Genomic DNA, 18,409 nt, shown 5'->3' on the forward strand with positions numbered 1-18,409 from the left:
ATATGAAATTCCTGAGCATAAAAAATCCCGATGAAAATTCATCGGGACTATATATTGGATAAAATTATTTGATTAAGCTAAGCTTACTCTGATAAATCCTGTAACTTTAAGATCTCCGTTTACAGATTTTACATAATCAGCCACAGATTGGTTTCCGTCTTTAATGAAGGCTTGGTGTACCAAAGTGTTCTCTTTGTAGAATTTCTGCATTTTCCCTTTCAAGATGTTCTCGATAATGTTAGCAGGTTTTCCTTCTTTAGTTAACAGTTCTCTTTCGATTTCTAATTCTTTATCGATTGTTTCCTGAGAAACAGCAGTTTCATCAAGAGCGATCGGGTTCATCGCAGCAACCTGCATAGAAACAGCTTTAGCAGCTTCATCAGCACCGTCTACTTTAGCAGAAAGGGATGTGATGGCAGCAATTTTGTTTCCGGCGTGGATATACGCTCCTAAGAAAGGTCCTTCGATTCTTTCGAATGCACCGATCTCGATTTTCTCACCGATAACTCCAGTTTGCTCAACTAATTTTTCAGCAACAGTAATTCCGTGGAAATCAGTAGCTAAAAGCTCTTCTTTGTTAGCCGCTACGATAGCCATTTCAGCCAATTCATAAGCCAACTCGATGAACGCTTCATTTTTAGCAACGAAGTCAGTTTCACAATTTAAAGAGATAATTGCTCCTAACGTGTTGTCCTCATTTACTCTGGCGATAACTGCTCCTTCAGTAGATTCTCTGTCAGCTCTGTTCGCAGCAACTTTCTGTCCTTTTTTTCTAAGGATCTCGATTGCTTTCTCGAAATCTCCTTCAGCTTCAACTAAAGCTTTTTTGCAGTCCATCATACCTGCACCTGTTGTGTTTCTTAATTTTGCTACGTCTGCAGCAGCTGGTGTATAAGACATAATATTATTATTTTTTTATTTAAAACTTAGTATTAATTTTTAGTTTATTTTTGAGCAGTGCAAAGATAATGATTTTAATGATAAACTAAAAAATGACTTTTCACGTTATTTAGTTGTTTAATAAATTTTTTAATGTTTAGTTAATGAAAAAAATATTTCTTCTCATATTTTTATGCATATTTTGTCTCGGCTTTTCTCAAAAAAAGAAAAAGGCCAAGCCGAAAGCTGTAGTAGAAAAGGAAACGATGATCATCTACACGGAAAATGATGCAGAAATTAGTAAGGAAGCAAGAGTGATTGCCGGATTCCTGAAACAAAATCCTAATCACCCGAAAACCGACTATTTTAAGCGAAAGCTCATGGATATCATCATGGCGGATAATTCTCCCGAAGCAAAGCCGACGATTACTCCAATGAGTAAAAAGGAAGTGGAAAAAATGGTTAATAATAACGAATTGAATAATTCCAAAACGATAGCTTCCAATACTAAAAGTACCACCCCTGAAAGAACCGTGAATTATGCAAGCGTGGGAACGGCAAGCAAAAAGTCTGAGCCCAGCGAGAAAAACAAAAAGACCGCAGCGATGCTGACCCATATCTTTAATAATGATCCGATGGATAAAGAAGCTTATATTAATATCAAGAACAAATCAAAATGTAACCTGATCGTTAAAATAAGCGGTAAAAAATATTACAACCTGGATGTTCCTGCCCACGGCCAAAACTTCATTTTGATTGACAAAGGCGATTATATTCTGACTACCATGGTTTGTGATGCCAAATATTCTTCACTGAAGAAAATCAATAAGGATATCGAAATTGAATTGAACGTGAGAGAAGATTAAATAGAAGATAAGAGTTAAAAAAACCGGTTAAGAATTTTTCTTAACCGGTTTTATTTTTATCCTTTAAACTGCCCCATGGCAATAAATTTTTCTTGTCTTTGGGTTTCAAGTTCCTGTCCTGTGAACTTAGAGAAGGCCTTAATGTTTTGTAAGATTGAATTTTTAAGGTTCAAATAAGTTGTTTCCGGATCGTAATGAGCTCCACCAAGCGGTTCCTCAATAATTCCGTCAATGAATTTTTCTCTTAAAGCATCTTTTGGAGTCAGATTCAATGCATTGGCTGCATCCTCTTTATGATCCCAGTTTCTCCATAGGATAGATGAGCAGCTTTCCGGTGCAATTACAGTATACCATGTGTTCTCCAGCATATATACTTTATTTCCTACACCAATTCCTAGTGCTCCTCCACTTGCCCCTTCTCCAATAATATAAGTGAAGATCGGGGTTTTAAGCTGAACCATTTCGAAAATGTTTCTTGCAATAGCTTCTCCCTGTCCTCTTTCTTCCGCTTCCAATCCAGGATATGCTCCCGGTGTATCTACTAAAGTGACTACCGGAATATTGAATTTTTCAGCAAGCTTCATTAATCTTAAAGCTTTTCTGTATCCTTCAGGATTTGGCATCCCGAATCTTCTGTGCTGTCTTTCTTTGGTTGTTCTCCCTTTTTGAGTTCCTATGATCATTACTTTCTGACCGTCAAGAGTAGCCAAACCACCAATCATTGCCGGGTCATCAGCAAAATTTCTGTCTCCGTGAAGTTCTAAGAAGCTGCCTTTGTCTACCATTCCGTTGATGTAATCCAAAGTATATGGACGGTCCGGGTGACGAGATAATTGTACTCTTTGCCAAGGAGTAAGATTCTCATAGATCTCTTTTTTCTTTTCTACAATCTTATCCTCTATCTGGCTGCATGCTAATTTTACATCAACACCACTTTCTTCTCCTACTAAAGAACATGTCTGGTATTGATCCATTAATTCTTTGATAGGAAGTTCGAAACTTAAATATTCCATTTCTTGAAGTAAATTAAATCTTTCAAATTTATGAAAAATTAATGAAACCTTATTTAAAATTATTTATAGCATTGTGTATTCTGGCGATACTGTCTTCTTTTCCAACGATTTCTAAAATATCCGGTACGTCCGGTCCTTTAAGCTCGCCTACTAAAGATAAACGTAAAGGCATCATTACTTTCCCCATTCCCAATCCTTTGTTTTCAGCAAAATCATGAACAGCCTGTTTCAATGTATCTGCTTTGAAATCTGTACTTTCTAATGTGAAAGCCAGTTCGCCTAAAACAGCAGACGTTTCTTCATTCCATGCTTTTTTAGCCGCTTTCTCGTCATAAGAAGCTGGTGCTTCAAAGAAAAACTTGCCGTTTTCATAAATGTCTTTCGGGAAAGTAGCTCTTTCCTTCATCAAATGAATTACTTTTAAAAGCTTTTCATCTTCAACGGCTGATAAATTAAGATCCGAGTTTTTCAAAATTTGAAGCAATTCTTCATCAGACTTCATCTGGATGTACTGGTGATTGAACCATTCTGCTTTTTCCTTACTGAATCTTGCCCCTGCTTTATGAACTTTATGAAGATCAAATTCTTTGGCCATTTCTTCAATGGAGAGAATTTCCTTGTCATCTGCAGGAGACCATCCTAATAAAGCCACCATATTGATGAAAGCTTCCGGAAGGTAACCGTTTTCTCTGTATCCTTTGGAAATAATTCCTGTTGCAGGATCTTTAAAATCCAATGGAAATACCGGGAATCCGAATTTATCGCCGTCCCTTTTGCTTAGTTTTCCTTTTCCTTCAGGCTTCAGGATCAGAGAAAGGTGTGCAAATTGAGGGGCTTCCCAACCCATCGCTTCATATAATAAGGTATGTAATCCTAAAGACGGCAGCCATTCTTCGCCACGAATGACATGGGAGATTTCCATTTCATGATCATCAATGATGTTGGCAAAATGGTAAGTCGGCATTCCATCATTTTTTACCAAAACTTTGTCATCTAAGGTATTGGTGTTTACAGAGAACTTTCCTCGGATGATATCTTCAAGGTTTAAGGTTCTGTCCACCGGCATTTTAAATCTTACCACATACGGAGTTTTTTCATCCAGAAGCTTTTGAACTTCTTCTTCAGAAAGAGCAAGGCTGTTTCTCAAACGGTTTCTTGTCTTATTATCATAAGAGAAAACATCTCCTTTTGCTTCATATTCTGCACGGATGGCATCCAGTTCTTCAGGAGTATCGAAAGCGAGATAAGCATAATCCGTTTTTAAGATTTGCTCTGTGTACCGGTCATAGATATCTCTTCTTTCGGATTGTCTGTAAGGAGCAAATTTTCCTCCCTTTGTCGGGCTTTCATCCGGAATAATACCGCACCATTCCAATGCTTCTTCAATATATTCTTCTGCACCTTCCACATATCTTGCGGTATCCGTATCTTCAATTCTCAATACAAATTCACCACCCTGGTTTTTAGCAAAAAGATAATCATATAACGCGGTTCTTACGCCTCCCAAATGCAAAGGTCCTGTAGGACTTGGAGCAAAACGTACTCTCACTTTCTCCATTTTAATAAAAATTTTGGTGCAAATTTACTTAAAATAATCAGGTTTTTCATGATGTTTGGCAACTGTATTATTGGGTTTTTTGATCTTAATCTTTACTTTTGCAGCTATTAAGACTACTTCAATTATGTGGACAACAGGAAACACGGCTTCATAAAGAAGATGAGTATGGCAGGTAATCATAAGGCTTTATTGATCAACTTGAAAAAAGATCTCAGAATATATTACATATTGGTATTATTCATATTCCTGCTGGTGTTTGATTATCATCAATATTGGTATATTTTCAAGTCATTCATCAAATTTGATTCCTGGTCGGTGTACGGCGATCTCCGCCTTCTTTTAAAAGGAACGGATTTATATGCAATCGGGAAAGATCCGTTTAAAGAACATTACGAACCGCCTTATAATTATCCTTCATTCTGGAGATTCTTTACTTATATCAAGGGTTTTGATGCTTCTCATTACAAAATCATAGGATTCCTGCTTGTTTTCTGTACGCAAAGCATGTTGTTGTGGGCTTCGGGAACCTGGAACCCGAAAAAAGCAATTTACTATATTCTGTTGCTGCTTTCACCGGTATCTCTTTTAATTTTTGAAAGGGGGAATAACGACTTAGTTATATTTCTGCTTCTGATATTTCCGGTTTTGGTTTTTCCTAAAAGTAAAGGAGCCTACATTCTGTTCTTCTTGCTTGCTTTTATGCTAAAGCTTTACCCGATAGGAGCGGGGTTGTTACTTCTTTACCTGTATAAAGAAATCAATTTCAAAAACGCTACAGTATTAGCCGGAGTCGGGGCTGTTATTCTAATCTATATCGGATTGAATTATGAAGAAATCATCATGATTCGTGAAAGAACTCCAATATCTGTTTCTGAATTCAGTTTTGGATTTCAGGTTCCGTTAGAAAATTTTATGTCTCACAATCGCAAGATGTATAAAATAGAAGAGGTGTATTGGGCAGGATATATTGTTGTATGGCTTTCTATTCTATTTCTGCTGTTTAAAATATTTAAAAATAAATGGCAACAGATTGATCTTGTTCATATTAAAAGTCAGGAAATCTATCTGTTTTTGATAGGGGCAGGAGTTTTCCTGTTCAGTTTTTTTCTGTCTATAAGCTGGGAATACAGGCTGTTTTTCCTTTTGTTATGTGTGCCTGCTTTCATAAGCTGGATGAAAAACAATCAATTTGGGGCAAAATATATGATCATCATTTTACCTATTATTTTATGGAATCAGACGTTGAGGAAAATAACAGAAATGGTTTTCGATAATTCCAATAGTATTTTTCTTATCAATCAGTTATTGATAACCTCTTTGGCTGTGATGCTGATTGTTTATATGATACTGATCCTCAAAAAATCATTGAAGCTGACAAAATAATTCAGCTTTTTTTTGATTTAAATTTCCTGAACAACCCCTTTAGTAATATATTTCCTGAAAGCCCATCTACTTTCCAGGTATTCTTGTTGAGGGTATAATTTTGAAAAAGCATTTCATTTTTATATAATAAGGCACTTCTTTTTTTCAGTTCCTTCTCATTAAGACTTACCGTGTTATTTAAAGATGATTTTCTACGGTAATGGTTTTGATGCAAAACAATTTCACTGTCAACAATTTCAATCTGCATCTTCTTTAGCTTTATTCTGTGCAGGAATTCATTATCATCATAAGCCACTCCTTCCGCATAAGCCGGATCAAATCCTCCCAGATCAAATAAATCTTCTCGGGTAATGGCACAGCAAAAATGATACGCAACCGGCCTTATAACAGAATGATTATACCAGCTATTGCTTCCGTCATTTGTATTTTCCACATTGTTTTCCTGAATAAGTTGTACCATTTTTTCAGGATTTTTGATGTATTCGTCGATGTTATCGGTGGGTTCTTCATCCAAAGAATAGCATCCGAAACTTAAGTATTTATTTTTAACTAAATGTTCGCTGGTATATTGTAAAATGTTGCCAAAATGCAGGCATTCCGGGTTTTGTAAGATGATGAAATCTCCTTTGGAAGCTTTAAAACCAACATTAAAAGGAATACATGAATTTTTGTACCACTTGTTCCATTTTTTCAGGCGGATTACTTTTAAAAACGGAAATCTGCCCACAAGGTCTTCCAGCCTTTCTTCTTCATTGCTTGCATCATCTACTGCAATGAACTCAAGATCAAAATCATAATCTTTCAATTGCCGTTGAATACTTTCAAGGGTTTTGATGAATAATGCTTTACGGTTGTAATAAGCGGTTACTATTGAAATTTTCATGAAAGACAGTTATATTAAAATTGGCTATAGATTTCGTTGAATTTTTTGGGTTTAAAAAGCTTATAGATCAGTTTTCTATACCAAACGTTGTAATACCTTTTTTTGTACTGGTTTCTGTTCAGGATGATGTAGCTTATGTTGCTGAAATCGAACCCGTGCTTCTCATAAAAAGAATAATGTTTTTGATAAATGAGAAGCCTATTTTGTGCCATTTTCTCTTCCTGTTGGGCACTTACATTGGTCAGAGAATTGTCATTGTGCCTGATTCTGTAAAAAAATAAATATTCAGGAATTCTATATACTTCGCCGCCATTTTCAACAATGGAGATCCAGAGGTCCCAGTCTTCAAAATACGTTAAGTTCTTATCAAAACCATTGGCCTTCGTAAAATCTTCTTTATATAATAATGCGGAAATAGGAATACAGTTGGCGAAAAGAAAATCTTTGATTTCAAAATCAGGTAAATACCATTCCGAATTTTCTTTTTCAAAGTATTGTCCTTTGGTATAGCAAACCCTGATTTTCGGATTGGAAGTTAATACCTTGTATGTTTTCTCTAAAAATTCAGGAGCAATTTTATCATCGCAATCTACAAACAGGATATATTTGCCCTGTGCGATTTCAACTCCCTTATTTCTGGCTACTGATTGACCTTGATTCTCCTGATGATGTACAATAAGATCAGGATATTTATCTGCTTTTAAATGGTCCAGGAGATCTTTTGGGGAACCGTCATTAATTACAATAACCTCAATATTTTTGAACGTTTGACCATAGATACTGTCCAGACATTCTTCAATATAGTCTTCTCCTTGGTAATAAGGTACAATTACAGAAACCAAATCGCTCATAATTTGTAGGTATGAATTGAGTTATTTTATAATCTCTTTAATCCAGCTGCTAAAGCTATATTGTTGTACAATTTCTTCCGGCAGCGGATGATAAGGAGTTTTTAAAAACTGCTCAATATTTTTATAATTATCGTTTTCTACGACAAATATATTGTCAGAATGGTAAAAGTCATAATTTTTTACCATAATATTATCCGTAATCACTTTTTTGCCGTAATACATGCCTTCAAAAAAACGGATGGAAAGCCCGTCATGCAACGGATCAACAAAATCCAGAAGAACATCCGAACTTTTTACCAGTTCCAGGTTTTCCTTAAAGGTAATTCTGTCTGAAATATACTTGATCTTAGGGTTTTTCCGCTCAGGTTCCTGGAAATACTGGATGAAAATGTTGAGGTCAACAGAAAGATGAGAAACCTCTTCAATGAAACGGTCTATTTTTTCTTCACGGCTCTTCCAATACAAGCCAACAAAATAAAGTATCGGTTTTTCCGTATTGTATTCTTTGTGGGACGGCGGAAGATGATCAAAATAAAAATTGGTGATAGAGTGGATGTTATGCTCGGATTCTACTCTTTCAAAGCAGAAGAAGGTATCGAAAAGCCCGAAATAATTTTTGATCTCAGGGAATTTTTCAATGCCGTCCCATTGGTAGGCAATGAGCTTTTGGGTTCTCTTTTTTAAATTTTGTATGAAAGGAATAGGGAAGTTATCCGGGCGGATCACCAAAATATAATCGAATTCGCCTTCCATTTCAGCAAGGCTTTTGTTAAGTTCATCAAGCTGATGCCTGTTGACAAGACTTTGCTTGTATTTCTTATTCCTGAGGATATTTTTAATGAAGAAATTTTGGATGTTTTCAGTGCCTTTATACCTGAATTGGCATACCTTATCCGTAATCAGAGAAGTTTCAAATCCCACTTTCTCCAGATTATCTAAAAATAGCCTGGGAAAATCCGAATAATCGGGCATAACCAAAAGGAACCTTTCTTTTTTCACTATTTTATTTGTTAAAGAGGTTGAACATTACAATTTTATAATGCTTTCTAAGGCTGTTCACCGGATTGTTAAAATACTCTTTTCTGATCGTGTCGGCATCTTTTAAGCTCACATGATTAAGAAATTTAAAATACTTTTTCTCAATACTTTTAAGCTCAATGTTGTCTTTAAACTCAGGATTTACCTCTCTGAATGTTTTTTCCATCTGTTTTAGTGCTTCAGGGGAGTAATTCCCATGGTGCTTGAAATTCCCGATGATGATTTTCTTCAGGTAGGCAAGATAGTAAGCCGTAATGCTTCGTTCAGGATATTTCAGGTAATACTTTTCGTAAATGGTTTTGATAACGCTCAGATAGCCCAACAGATTTTTATCACTGTTTTTTTTGGTGATGGATTGGGCATTGTCTACTGTATAATGATAGGTTACTTCAGGGATAAATGTCACATTCTTAGCGTTGAACAGGGTTTCGAAGAACCATAATTCATCTTCGTGATAGATTCCGCTCAGGAATTTCAAATTGTTTTTTCTTAAAAACTCTGTGCGGTATAATTTATTCTGGGCAATCGGGCTTAAACCTTCTGTGATGTTTTTCAGCAGCACATCTGAGTTGGTATTTTCAAAATGCTGTTTTTCTTTTGGGTGCGGAAGATAAGAAACAATCTTTTTTTCTTCCCAGGCAAAAGTGGCCGTTTTTCCAACAATGATGTCTTCTTTTCCCGTATAGGCCGAAAGTAAAGATTCTATGGAATGAGATGGAAGGAGATCATCACTGTCACAAAAATAGATAAAATCACCTGTTGCTTTTTCCAGTCCGAAATTCCTGGTATCGGAAAGCCCTTTGTTTTCCTGGCTGTAAATCTGGAATCTGGAATCCGCAAAACTATTGAGGATTTCTAAAGTATTATCCGTACTTCCGTCGTTGATGATGATACATTCAATGTTGGAGTGGGTCTGATTCTGAATGCTTTCAAGAACCTCTTTCACATAATAAGAGGCGTTGTAACAAGGAACGATAATACTTACTAAAAAATCAGAGGTGTTCATGGTTCAGATATTTTTAAGGGTGGAGCTTACCGCTTCCGGGGAAAAAGGTTGTAAACTTTCTGTTGAATGTTGGCTTAATGTATTCCAAAGAGCTTCATCATTGTTAAGACGTATGATAGCTTCGGCAAAAGTATCCTTATCATTGGCGATCAGGACGTTTTTGCCATTAGTTAACTGCATTCCTTCCGCACCGATATCAGTGGTAACAACAGGCAAAAAATATTCGAAAGCCTGTCCGATCTTTCCTTTCACTCCGGCCCCGAATCTCAGAGGAGCCACCATAATTTTTGAAGTCATGAAAAGGTCTTCAATGCTTTCTACAAACCCTAAGAATTTAAATTTAGGGAATAATTTAAGATCCAATTTATCTGCTACATTACCAATTATGCTTACTTCCAGTTCCGGATTGGTTTTCCACACAATAGGCATAACGTTTTCATACAAATATCTTACTGCATCAATATTGGGCTCATGAATGGAACCAATAAAAATGATTCCTTTGCTTTCACTGAAGGGTTTTCTTTCCGAAATATCAATTTTAGGATAATGGATATTAGAGATGGTAATGATTTTATTACGGTCTGCATAGTGGCTCATCACTTCTTTTTCCTTATCGGAAATAGCAATGATATAATCCAGTTTAGGTGCCACAACCGTTTCCAGATGGAAGAAATGTTTATAGTTTTTCTTTAATGAAATTCTTGTCGGTTCTATTTCTATAGCTCTTTTATATCGTAAAAAATGAATATCCACCATGTCATATATGAACTTGGCTGTAGGTAAAATACCCTTCAGCTTTTTATAGAATAAATTTAAAGCCAGCGGTCCGTTGAACCATACATAATCAATGGATTTCAATGTAGGAAGGAAATCATAAATGGTTTGGTATTTATTATTTTCTACAAATACAATAACGTTATGGTTCTGATAAAACTTCACATAAGAATCATCTTCAAAAACATGTGGCGCAAACAGAATACAGTTGTATCCCAATTGTTTGTAAATCAGAATGATTTCTTTCAGTCTGTTTGATCCGGAATCTTTATCATGAGTAGGAAAATCCCTTGAAACAAATACAATTGTTTTTTGGGAAGGGTCCCATAATTCTATATTTACAACGTCCTGCGTCTGAAGAACCTTGAGCTTTTCTTTCCTTTTAAAATGTTTCTTTATTTTTTTTACAATTCCCATCCTTTAGTTTTTATGTAATCCGAAAACCTTGTTTGTCCAGTGATCAAGCGTGTATTTATGATAAATATCTTCCGGAACCTTTTCATAAGGTTGTTGGAAAAATTCTTTACTGATATTGCTTAAATCTTTATTCAATACTAAAATATTATTCGGATTGTAAAAATCGTAATTTTTAATTTCCGGATTATCCGTAACGATCTTTTTTTCCATTGCCATGCCTTCAAAAACCCTGAAACTAAGCCCGGTTTGGCCGGATCTCATAAGATCCAATAGAGCTTTGGTATCCTTATACACATTGGCAATAGTTGTTGTGGGAATAGGTTTTCTTTTTAATACTGTGAAGTTTTTCAAAGTATCTTTTCCTGGTTTTACCTTTTCTTTCCACATCTTTTTTCCAACCACAACAAAATTGTAAACAATCCCTTTCTTCTGCAATATTTTGGCTAAAGGTAACAATATCCTGTTTCTTCCTTTATCAAATGAAGTGATATAATACAGATCCAGCGTAGGCTGCTGCTGTTCCTGCGGAATATATTCAAGATAATTATAATTGGTCAGTCTTTCGAAACCGTGCTTTTTAATATCCTTATCGTCGAATGAAAAAATCTTGTCAAAAAGATGAAGCTTATCTTCCACGGGAAATCTTTCAAGATTATCATAAAGATAAGTGATCATCCTGCCGGTATAAGTCTTAATTTTTTCCAGTGTGGAAAGATCAAAAGTGTCCGGATTTAATACCAGTATCTGATCCTGATGACCAAGTTTGGCTAAAGAATTTAAAACATACTGCTGACGTTTTTCTTTTTTAAGGTTTTTCTTCAAAAATACCTTGCTGAATGCATTCACCGCTTTTTCCGTGAAATTGGCATGCGTTACAGCCCCGATCTTAATATGGTTTGCTTCGATACCTTTACGGCGTAGAACCTCTACAATGTATTGATCATAACCCCAGAAATCAAAACTGATGACGCAAATTTTCATTCGAATTCTTTTTGTTCGTTCTTTAAAGATTCATACGTTTCAAAAGCACTCAAAGACTGCAGGTAAGAAAGCTGGAAGCCTTCTTTACCGTCTAAAATCCCAAACCGCATGATATAGGCTTTGAAAAATTTGTAAGCTGTTTTGAAATATTGAGTGGAAACACTGTATTTTTTTCCTTTCGAAGCAAGCTCTAGTCCTTTTAATTTTCCGTAATGAATCATTTTTTTCTTATAAGACTCATAATCCGTAACGGAAAAATGAAGAAGCTTATGTTTCAGTTCCCCGATGGTTCCATCTACCTGCAGTGTTTCATGAACCTTTCGCTCAGCAATATATCTGGCTTTAGATTTCCTGAAAAGCCTGAAATTCTTATCCGTCTGTGTTCCGGAAAAATGAATGGGTTTGCCGGCAAAAAAGAACTTGCGGTAAAAATAATAAGCGTCTTTTTTATCGGGTTTGTTTAATTCTTCAATGATTTCTTTTTTCAGTTGGGGCGTAATTCTTTCATCACCGTCTAAAAATAAAACCCAGTCATTGTGAGCATAATCCAGCGCCAGATTTCTTTGAGATGTAAAATCTTCAAAAGTATGCTGGACGATTCTTACATTGGGAAAAGTTCTGGCTATTTCTAAAGTTTTATCCGTACTGAATGAATCAATGATGATGATCTCATCACAAAAATCAAAACATTCGAGTACTTCCCGAATGTTTTTTTCTTCGTTATACGTTATGATTAAGCCGCTTACTTTCTCAGTGAGTTGAGGCATATTTATTTTTTGAAATCAGAAATGGTTTTCTCTATAATCCTCACACAATCCATCAGTTGCTCCTCTGTAATCACCAATGGCGGTGCAAGTCTTATGATATTCCCATGAGTAGGTTTAGCAAGTAATCCGTTTTCTTTTAATTGCAGACAAAGATTCCATGCAGTAGAACTGTCCGGAGTGTCATTAATTAAAATGGCATTCAGTAAACCTTTTCCTCTTACCTTGGTAATAAGGTCGGTTCTTTCAATTACTTTTTCAATTTCAGCTCTGAATAATTGGCCTAAATGTTCAGCTCTTTCAGATAAATTTTCTTCTGAAACCACATCTAAAGCAGCCATTGCCACTGCACAAGCTAATGGATTTCCACCAAATGTAGAACCATGCTGTCCCGGCTTGATCACGTTCATGATGTTATTGTTTGCCAAAACAGCTGAAACAGGATACATTCCCCCTGAAAGTGCTTTTCCTAAAATTAAAATATCCGGCTGTACGTCTTCGTGATGACAAGCAATCAGTTTTCCTGTTCTTGCAATTCCGGTCTGGACTTCATCGGCAATGAAAAGAACGTTGTGTTTTTTACACAGTTCAGAAGCATTTTTAAGGAAATTTTCATCCGGAACATATACTCCGGCTTCCCCTTGAATTGGCTCAACTAAAAATGCAGCAATATTCTGGGCGTCTTTCGTTAAAACGTCTTCTAAAGCAGCAATATCGTTATAAGGGATTTTGATAAAACCAGGAGTAAAAGGTCCATAATTATTGTTCGCATCAGGATCATTGGAGAAAGAAACAATAGTGGTTGTTCTTCCGTGGAAGTTATTTTCACAAACAATAATCTTGGCAGCGTTTTCTGAAATACCTTTTACCTCATAGCTCCATTTTCTGGCTAATTTTACTGCCGTTTCCACAGCTTCCGCTCCGGAATTCATCGGCAACACTTTATCAAAACCGAAAAGAGAAGTGATTTTCTGTTCGTATTCTCCCAATTTTGAGTTGTAAAAAGCTCTTGAAGTCAAAGCCAGTTTTTGAGCCTGATTGACTAACGCTTCTACAATTTTAGGGTGAGAATGCCCTTGATTAACAGCAGAGTAGGCAGAAAGGAAATCATAATATTTCTTGCCTTCCACATCCCATACAAAAACACCTTCTCCACGGTCAAGAACTACCGGAAGCGGGTGATAATTGTGCGCGCCATGCTGGTCTTCAAGGTCAATAAAATACTGTGAATTTTTTGCGGTTTCTACTGTTGACATATATTCTTAGGTTTTTCACAAAGTTAGTGATAATTTTAAATTTAGGAAAATAGCTTTGCTTTGCTAATCTGCCCAGTATTCTTTGATAAGAGGGTAGCCGGCTTTTTTGAAGGCATTCTGCAATTCCTCACCCAGCTTTTCATTATTTTGTTCACTGGACATAGACAAATAAAATAAATTGCTTTTAGAGATTCGTACTTTCTCATCTGCTTCGGAATTGGCGACAGTGGTAATAACGGAATCTTCTTCTGCTTCTAAAATAATCTGGATGTCTTTCCCTAATTTTTTAAGCTTTTGCAGAGGAACGTCCTGTTTGATGAATTGAGTGCCTGTAACATAAGGACTTTTCACCATAATTTCAAAAGACAGCTTTTTTTCTTGATCAATAGAGAATTCCTTAACGATACTGATTGTATCCCCATTGAAAAGGCGTGATTTGAATTGATTTTTTACTTCTTTTTTTAGCTCTCTGTTCAATATATTGAGTATTTTCTTTTCCTGTGCCGGATTGATGCTCCACATGCAAAAAATGAGAAGAAATAGAACAATAGGTTTCATAGCTGTACAGGTTAGTTTTTATCATAAGATATTCTTGAAACGTATTTATAAGCATTTTAGTTTGTAGTACTGAATGTTTATAAAATAAAAACGGCCTCTTATGAGGCCGTTTTATCAGTTATATCAATAATCTTAATGATCATATTTCTTATCCATTACGAAGCTCTCCATGAATTTCGTCGTATAGTTTCCTGCCAGATAATCTTCATTATCCATCAGTTGTCTGTGGAATGGGATGGTAGTTTTTACTCCTTCAATATAGAATTCTTCTAATGCACGTCTCATTTTGGCAATAGCTTCTTCACGCGTCTGAGCCGTAGTGATAAGCTTAGCAATCATAGAGTCATAGTTAGAAGGAATAGTGTATCCTGAATATACATGAGTATCCACTCGGATTCCGTGTCCGCCCGGAATATTCAATCCTGTGATCTTTCCCGGAGATGGCCTGAAATCGTTGTAAGGATCTTCTGCATTGATTCTACATTCAATAGAATGCAACTTCGGATAATAATTGATTCCTGAAATCGGAGTTCCGGCAGCAAGAAGGATCTGCTCTCTGATCAGGTCATAATCAATTACCTGTTCAGTGATCGGGTGCTCTACCTGGATTCTCGTATTCATTTCCATGAAATAGAAATTTCTGTGCTTGTCTACTAAGAATTCGATAGTTCCTACCCCTTCATAACCGATAAATTCAGCTGCTTTTACCGCTGCTTCACCCATTTTCTCACGAAGTTCATCCGTCATGAATGGGGAAGGAGTTTCCTCCGTTAATTTCTGGTTTCTCCTTTGTACGGAACAGTCTCTTTCAGAAAGGTGGCACGCTTTACCAAACTGATCACCAGCAACCTGGATTTCAATATGTCTAGGCTCTTCGATCAGCTTTTCCATATACATACCTCCGTTTCCGAATGCGGCAACGGCTTCCTGAATAGCAGATTCCCAGTGGTCTTTCAGGTCTTCAGCTTTCCAAACCGCTCTCATTCCTTTTCCACCACCACCAGCCGTAGCTTTGATCATTACCGGATAACCGATCTCTTCAGCTGTTTTAGCAGCCACTTCATAAGATTCGATCAGGCCGTCTGAACCGGGTACACATGGTACACCGGCAGCTTTCATGGTAGCTTTGGCATTGGCTTTGTCTCCCATTTTCTCAATTTGCTCAGGAGTAGCACCAATAAACTTGATGTTATTCTTCTGGCAGATTCTTGAGAAATTGGCATTTTCAGACAGAAATCCGTAACCCGGGTGGATGGCATCTGCATTGGTAATTTCAGCCGCTGCAATGATGTTAGGGATTTTAAGGTATGAGTCTTTACTCATAGCAGGACCAATACATACCGCTTCATCAGCAAATCTTACATGAAGACTGTCTTTATCGGCAGTAGAGTATACCGCTACGGTTTTGATTCCCATTTCTTTGCAAGTACGAAGAATACGCATTGCAATTTCGCCACGATTGGCAATTAATATTTTTTTGAACATCTCTCCGAAATTTTAAATTTTAAATTTTGAATTTTAAATTATTTTTAAACGAATGAATCATTTAAAATCTATAATCTATCATTTAAAATTCCTTAAGATGGATCTACTAAGAATAAAGGTTGATCATATTCTACAGGAGTAGCATCGTCTACCAAGATCTTCACGATTTTTCCGCTGATCTCAGATTCAATCTGGTTGAATAACTTCATCGCCTCGATTACACAAACTACTTTACCGGAAGAAACTTCATCACCTACATTTACAAATACATCCTTATCAGGAGACGGCTTTCTGTAGAAAGTACCGATCATTGGAGACTTGATCGCTACATATTTGCTGTCATCAGAAGCAGCTTCAGCCTTTTCTGCAGATGCAGAAGATGCCGCAGGAGCAGCAGCTTGTACCGGAGCAGCTACTTGCTGAGGAGCAGTGTGGTATACTGCAGGTTGAGCATATGCAACTTCGCTTCCGGCCAATGGAGTTTTAATAGTGATTTCGAAATCTTTTGTTTTGTACTTTACCTCTGATACTTCAGCCTTAGACACAAACTTGATAAGATTCTGTATGTCTTTAATGTCCATAAATTTGATATTTGATTTTGAGCCAAAGATACCAAAAAATAACAAAAAACCACTCAATTTTATCAAAATTGAGTGGTTTTTGTATCAAAATGAGGTTTTTTAAAGAAAAATGCCTCTTAGTTTTCTTCAGTAGTTTCAACTGTTTTTTCCAATACTACTTTACCTCTGTAGTATAGTTTTCCTTCATGCCAGTGAGCTCTGTGATAAAGGTGTAATTCACCAGTTGTTGCATCTTTAGCTAATTGAGGAACTACAGCTTTGTAGTGAGTTCTTCTCTTATCTCTTCTTGTAGACGACTGTCTTCTCTTTGGATGTGCCATTTTGTAATAACTTTTTTAATTTGATGAGCGATGAGATTCATCATCTCATCATATTAATTATTTTAATTTTTATCTTTTAACTTTTTTAGGGCGTCCCATCTCGGATCGCTTTCATGCTCTTCCTCTTCAGTTTCCGCCATATCTTTCGGACTGAATTGATCAAGGACTTTTAAATCTTCTTCCGTTACATTGGGTGATAGCTTTTTCATGGGAATGGAAAGCACCACATTTTCGTAAATCAGATGCGCTACATTGAACGCGTGGTCTGTAGTTGGAATAGTAATTACATCTTCTTCGCTGTCGTCATACTCTTCTCCAAACTTCACTAAAACCTTGATTTCGTTTTCAATAGGATGATCGAATGCTTCATTAGTGATGTCACAAATAAGTTCTACCGTCCCATGTGTTTTAATTTCAAATTCTAAAAAAGTAGTGTGTTTATCCAGTAAAACATCTACCGCAATTTTAGGATTTGTAAATTCCTGATCAGTGTCAAATAATTGAAAGAACGTTTTATCTATCTCAAATTTGAACTCGTGCTTTCCGGTTTTTAATCCGGAAAAGCTTATGTCATAGTTTCTTAACTTGTCCATAAAATGAGTGTGCAAAAATATGCATTTTTTTTATAATTACAAATAAAATATCTAACAAATTATATAAAAATTATATAAGAGCATTTCAGAAGTTTTATCCTTCCATATCTTCAGGAAGATCTTCATCGATTCCATTATCTGCTGCCATTTTCCTCGGCTGAAGGCGATTGCTCATCAGATCATTATATTCGCTTCTGTTTTTGAAAATTTTAATGGCAGTGAAAATAGCTTCCGTAAAACTCTGTTCATCAGCCACATTTTTTCCGGCAATATCATAAGCAACTCCATGATCAGGAGATGTTCTGATGAATGGCAGTCCTGCCGTATAATTTACGCCTTCTTCATAAGCAAGGGTTTTGAACGGAGCCAATCCCTGATCATGATACATCGCTAAAACGGCATCAAAATTTTTGTACTTGTTCGGCTGGAAAAAACTATCAGCAGGGAAAGGTCCGAAAGCCAGGATTCCATTGTCCGAAAGTTCCTGGATAGCCGGTCCGATGATCTCAATTTCCTCATTTCCGATAACGCCTCCGTCTCCCGAATGCGGATTCAATCCTAAAACGGCAATTTTAGGCTTTTGAATGCAGAAGTCTTCTACCAGGGTTTGATTTAAAATCCTGATCTGCTTCTTTATTTTTTCCTTAGAAATATTTTCTGCGACTTGGGAAATAGGAATATGATGGGTGGAAACCGCTACTTTTAATCCTTCAGTAACCAGAAACATCAGTCCTTTTTTACTGAATTTCTCCTCGAAATACCCTGTGTGGCCTGCGTGTTTGAACCCCATTTTCATCATTTCATCTTTATTGATCGGTGCAGTTACCAAAACATCAATGTCTCCTTTCATTAAAGCTTCGGTGGCTGCTTCCAGGGAATCAATTGCCATTTTGGTGGATTCTTCTGTAGGAGTCCCAAGTTCTACATTCACATTATCTTTCACAAGGTTTACCATATTCATTTTTCCTCCCTGAGCTTGTGAAGCTTCATTAATATAATTGAAGTTCAGATTCAGCTTGAAAATGTTTTTCTGAAAGGTAAATAGTTTACCTGAGCCAAAAATTACCGGCGTGAAAAAATCTGTAATGGTTTTGTCTTTCAGAGATTTCATGATGATTTCCGGACCGATTCCGTTAAAATCACCGATTGAAATTCCTACTCGTACTTTATGGTGTTTTGGGCTCATTTTGATTATCTTTGAGG

Annotated in this window: 19 protein-coding genes; 2 read left to right on the plus strand and 17 right to left on the minus strand. The window is 36.4% G+C overall.

All coding sequences use genetic code 11. From position 1 onward, the window contains the following. Positions 1-72: 72 nt before the first annotated feature. Positions 73-900 (minus strand): translation elongation factor Ts, encoded by an 828-nt coding sequence (gene tsf, locus ACGHIN_RS07130; protein WP_390452116.1) that lies wholly within the window; start codon positions 898-900, stop codon positions 73-75. 143 nt (positions 901-1,043) lie between these two features. Between tsf and ACGHIN_RS07135 the strand changes: the two genes are divergently transcribed. Continuing rightward, the gene (locus ACGHIN_RS07135) at positions 1,044-1,745 is read left to right on the plus strand and encodes a DUF6759 domain-containing protein (RefSeq protein ID WP_390452118.1); all 702 of its coding nucleotides are present in this window, start codon (positions 1,044-1,046) and stop codon (positions 1,743-1,745) included. Between the two features lie 56 nt (positions 1,746-1,801). Here the strand turns inward: ACGHIN_RS07135 and ACGHIN_RS07140 are convergent, their stop codons facing one another. Together ACGHIN_RS07140 and gltX are read right to left on the minus strand one after the other, a co-directional pair. Beyond that, a complete protein-coding gene (locus tag ACGHIN_RS07140) occupies positions 1,802-2,758 on the minus strand; it encodes an acetyl-CoA carboxylase carboxyltransferase subunit alpha (RefSeq protein WP_390452120.1) in 957 nt (318 codons plus the stop codon). A gap of 49 nt (positions 2,759-2,807) precedes the next feature. Then, positions 2,808-4,316: a glutamate--tRNA ligase gene (gene gltX, locus ACGHIN_RS07145; RefSeq protein ID WP_390452122.1), complete on the minus strand. Its 1,509-nt coding sequence runs from the start codon at positions 4,314-4,316 to the stop codon at positions 2,808-2,810. A 165-nt stretch (positions 4,317-4,481) separates the two neighbouring features. Between gltX and ACGHIN_RS07150 the strand changes: the two genes are divergently transcribed. Next, positions 4,482-5,699, plus strand: a complete 1,218-nt coding sequence (locus tag ACGHIN_RS07150; protein ID WP_390452123.1) for a hypothetical protein — start codon at positions 4,482-4,484, stop codon at positions 5,697-5,699. Position 5,700: 1 nt separating this feature from the next. Here the strand turns inward: ACGHIN_RS07150 and ACGHIN_RS07155 are convergent, their stop codons facing one another. The 14 genes from ACGHIN_RS07155 to pdxA all read right to left on the minus strand — a co-directional run bounded on the left by ACGHIN_RS07155 (position 5,701) and on the right by pdxA (position 18,392). Further along, positions 5,701-6,582: a glycosyltransferase family 2 protein gene (locus tag ACGHIN_RS07155; protein WP_390452125.1), complete on the minus strand. Its 882-nt coding sequence runs from the start codon at positions 6,580-6,582 to the stop codon at positions 5,701-5,703. Positions 6,583-6,596: 14 nt separating this feature from the next. Further along, a complete protein-coding gene (locus tag ACGHIN_RS07160) occupies positions 6,597-7,433 on the minus strand; it encodes a glycosyltransferase family 2 protein (RefSeq protein ID WP_390452127.1) in 837 nt (278 codons plus the stop codon). Positions 7,434-7,454: 21 nt separating this feature from the next. Then, positions 7,455-8,432 (minus strand): WaaS/CpsH family glycosyltransferase, encoded by a 978-nt coding sequence (locus ACGHIN_RS07165; protein ID WP_390452128.1) that lies wholly within the window; start codon positions 8,430-8,432, stop codon positions 7,455-7,457. Between the two features lie 4 nt (positions 8,433-8,436). Continuing rightward, positions 8,437-9,477, minus strand: a complete 1,041-nt coding sequence (locus ACGHIN_RS07170; protein ID WP_390452130.1) for a glycosyltransferase family 2 protein — start codon at positions 9,475-9,477, stop codon at positions 8,437-8,439. Positions 9,478-9,480: 3 nt separating this feature from the next. Further along, the gene (locus tag ACGHIN_RS07175) at positions 9,481-10,668 is read right to left on the minus strand and encodes a glycosyltransferase family 4 protein (RefSeq protein WP_390452131.1); all 1,188 of its coding nucleotides are present in this window, start codon (positions 10,666-10,668) and stop codon (positions 9,481-9,483) included. A gap of 3 nt (positions 10,669-10,671) precedes the next feature. Beyond that, positions 10,672-11,649, minus strand: a complete 978-nt coding sequence (locus tag ACGHIN_RS07180) for a WaaS/CpsH family glycosyltransferase (protein ID WP_390452133.1) — start codon at positions 11,647-11,649, stop codon at positions 10,672-10,674. Further along, entirely contained in the window at positions 11,646-12,416 is a 771-nt protein-coding gene (locus tag ACGHIN_RS07185; protein ID WP_390452135.1) for a glycosyltransferase family 2 protein, read from the minus strand. The genes ACGHIN_RS07180 and ACGHIN_RS07185 overlap by 4 nt, the downstream gene beginning before the upstream one ends. A gap of 2 nt (positions 12,417-12,418) precedes the next feature. Further along, positions 12,419-13,669 carry an ornithine--oxo-acid transaminase gene (gene rocD, locus ACGHIN_RS07190; RefSeq protein ID WP_390452136.1) on the minus strand — a complete coding sequence of 417 codons (1,251 nt, stop codon included), beginning with the start codon at positions 13,667-13,669 and terminating at the stop codon, positions 12,419-12,421. A gap of 63 nt (positions 13,670-13,732) precedes the next feature. Then, a complete protein-coding gene (locus ACGHIN_RS07195) occupies positions 13,733-14,227 on the minus strand; it encodes a hypothetical protein (protein ID WP_390452138.1) in 495 nt (164 codons plus the stop codon). A gap of 132 nt (positions 14,228-14,359) precedes the next feature. Further along, on the minus strand, positions 14,360-15,712 hold the full coding sequence (accC, locus tag ACGHIN_RS07200) for an acetyl-CoA carboxylase biotin carboxylase subunit (protein ID WP_390452139.1): 1,353 nt from the start codon (positions 15,710-15,712) through the stop codon (positions 14,360-14,362). 92 nt (positions 15,713-15,804) lie between these two features. Next, positions 15,805-16,293, minus strand: coding sequence for an acetyl-CoA carboxylase biotin carboxyl carrier protein (gene accB / locus ACGHIN_RS07205; protein WP_390452141.1), 489 nt, complete (start codon positions 16,291-16,293; stop codon positions 15,805-15,807). Between the two features lie 116 nt (positions 16,294-16,409). After that, positions 16,410-16,613, minus strand: a complete 204-nt coding sequence (gene rpmF / locus ACGHIN_RS07210) for a 50S ribosomal protein L32 (RefSeq protein ID WP_034681046.1) — start codon at positions 16,611-16,613, stop codon at positions 16,410-16,412. Positions 16,614-16,675: 62 nt separating this feature from the next. Continuing rightward, positions 16,676-17,206: a YceD family protein gene (locus ACGHIN_RS07215; RefSeq protein WP_390452143.1), complete on the minus strand. Its 531-nt coding sequence runs from the start codon at positions 17,204-17,206 to the stop codon at positions 16,676-16,678. A gap of 94 nt (positions 17,207-17,300) precedes the next feature. Further along, positions 17,301-18,392: a 4-hydroxythreonine-4-phosphate dehydrogenase PdxA gene (gene pdxA, locus ACGHIN_RS07220; RefSeq protein ID WP_390452145.1), complete on the minus strand. Its 1,092-nt coding sequence runs from the start codon at positions 18,390-18,392 to the stop codon at positions 17,301-17,303. Positions 18,393-18,409 lie beyond the last annotated feature (17 nt).

The organism is Chryseobacterium barbadense (assembly GCF_042849955.1).
Lineage (GTDB): Bacteria > Bacteroidota > Bacteroidia > Flavobacteriales > Weeksellaceae > Chryseobacterium.

What these genes read in the sequence shown, in the direction of transcription:
- tsf (WP_390452116.1), bottom strand. Translation starts at nt 900, where the DNA reads ATGTCTTATACACCAGCTGCTGCAGACGTAGCAAAATTAAGAAACACA.
- ACGHIN_RS07135 (WP_390452118.1), top strand. Translation starts at nt 1,044, where the DNA reads ATGAAAAAAATATTTCTTCTCATATTTTTATGCATATTTTGTCTCGGC.
- ACGHIN_RS07140 (WP_390452120.1), bottom strand. Translation starts at nt 2,758, where the DNA reads ATGGAATATTTAAGTTTCGAACTTCCTATCAAAGAATTAATGGATCAA.
- gltX (WP_390452122.1), bottom strand. Translation starts at nt 4,316, where the DNA reads ATGGAGAAAGTGAGAGTACGTTTTGCTCCAAGTCCTACAGGACCTTTG.
- ACGHIN_RS07150 (WP_390452123.1), top strand. Translation starts at nt 4,482, where the DNA reads ATGGCAGGTAATCATAAGGCTTTATTGATCAACTTGAAAAAAGATCTC.
- ACGHIN_RS07155 (WP_390452125.1), bottom strand. Translation starts at nt 6,582, where the DNA reads ATGAAAATTTCAATAGTAACCGCTTATTACAACCGTAAAGCATTATTC.
- ACGHIN_RS07160 (WP_390452127.1), bottom strand. Translation starts at nt 7,433, where the DNA reads ATGAGCGATTTGGTTTCTGTAATTGTACCTTATTACCAAGGAGAAGAC.
- ACGHIN_RS07170 (WP_390452130.1), bottom strand. Translation starts at nt 9,477, where the DNA reads ATGAACACCTCTGATTTTTTAGTAAGTATTATCGTTCCTTGTTACAAC.
- ACGHIN_RS07175 (WP_390452131.1), bottom strand. Translation starts at nt 10,668, where the DNA reads ATGGGAATTGTAAAAAAAATAAAGAAACATTTTAAAAGGAAAGAAAAG.
- ACGHIN_RS07180 (WP_390452133.1), bottom strand. Translation starts at nt 11,649, where the DNA reads ATGAAAATTTGCGTCATCAGTTTTGATTTCTGGGGTTATGATCAATAC.
- ACGHIN_RS07185 (WP_390452135.1), bottom strand. Translation starts at nt 12,416, where the DNA reads ATGCCTCAACTCACTGAGAAAGTAAGCGGCTTAATCATAACGTATAAC.
- rocD (WP_390452136.1), bottom strand. Translation starts at nt 13,669, where the DNA reads ATGTCAACAGTAGAAACCGCAAAAAATTCACAGTATTTTATTGACCTT.
- ACGHIN_RS07195 (WP_390452138.1), bottom strand. Translation starts at nt 14,227, where the DNA reads ATGAAACCTATTGTTCTATTTCTTCTCATTTTTTGCATGTGGAGCATC.
- accC (WP_390452139.1), bottom strand. Translation starts at nt 15,712, where the DNA reads ATGTTCAAAAAAATATTAATTGCCAATCGTGGCGAAATTGCAATGCGT.
- accB (WP_390452141.1), bottom strand. Translation starts at nt 16,293, where the DNA reads ATGGACATTAAAGACATACAGAATCTTATCAAGTTTGTGTCTAAGGCT.
- rpmF (WP_034681046.1), bottom strand. Translation starts at nt 16,613, where the DNA reads ATGGCACATCCAAAGAGAAGACAGTCGTCTACAAGAAGAGATAAGAGA.
- ACGHIN_RS07215 (WP_390452143.1), bottom strand. Translation starts at nt 17,206, where the DNA reads ATGGACAAGTTAAGAAACTATGACATAAGCTTTTCCGGATTAAAAACC.
- pdxA (WP_390452145.1), bottom strand. Translation starts at nt 18,392, where the DNA reads ATGAGCCCAAAACACCATAAAGTACGAGTAGGAATTTCAATCGGTGAT.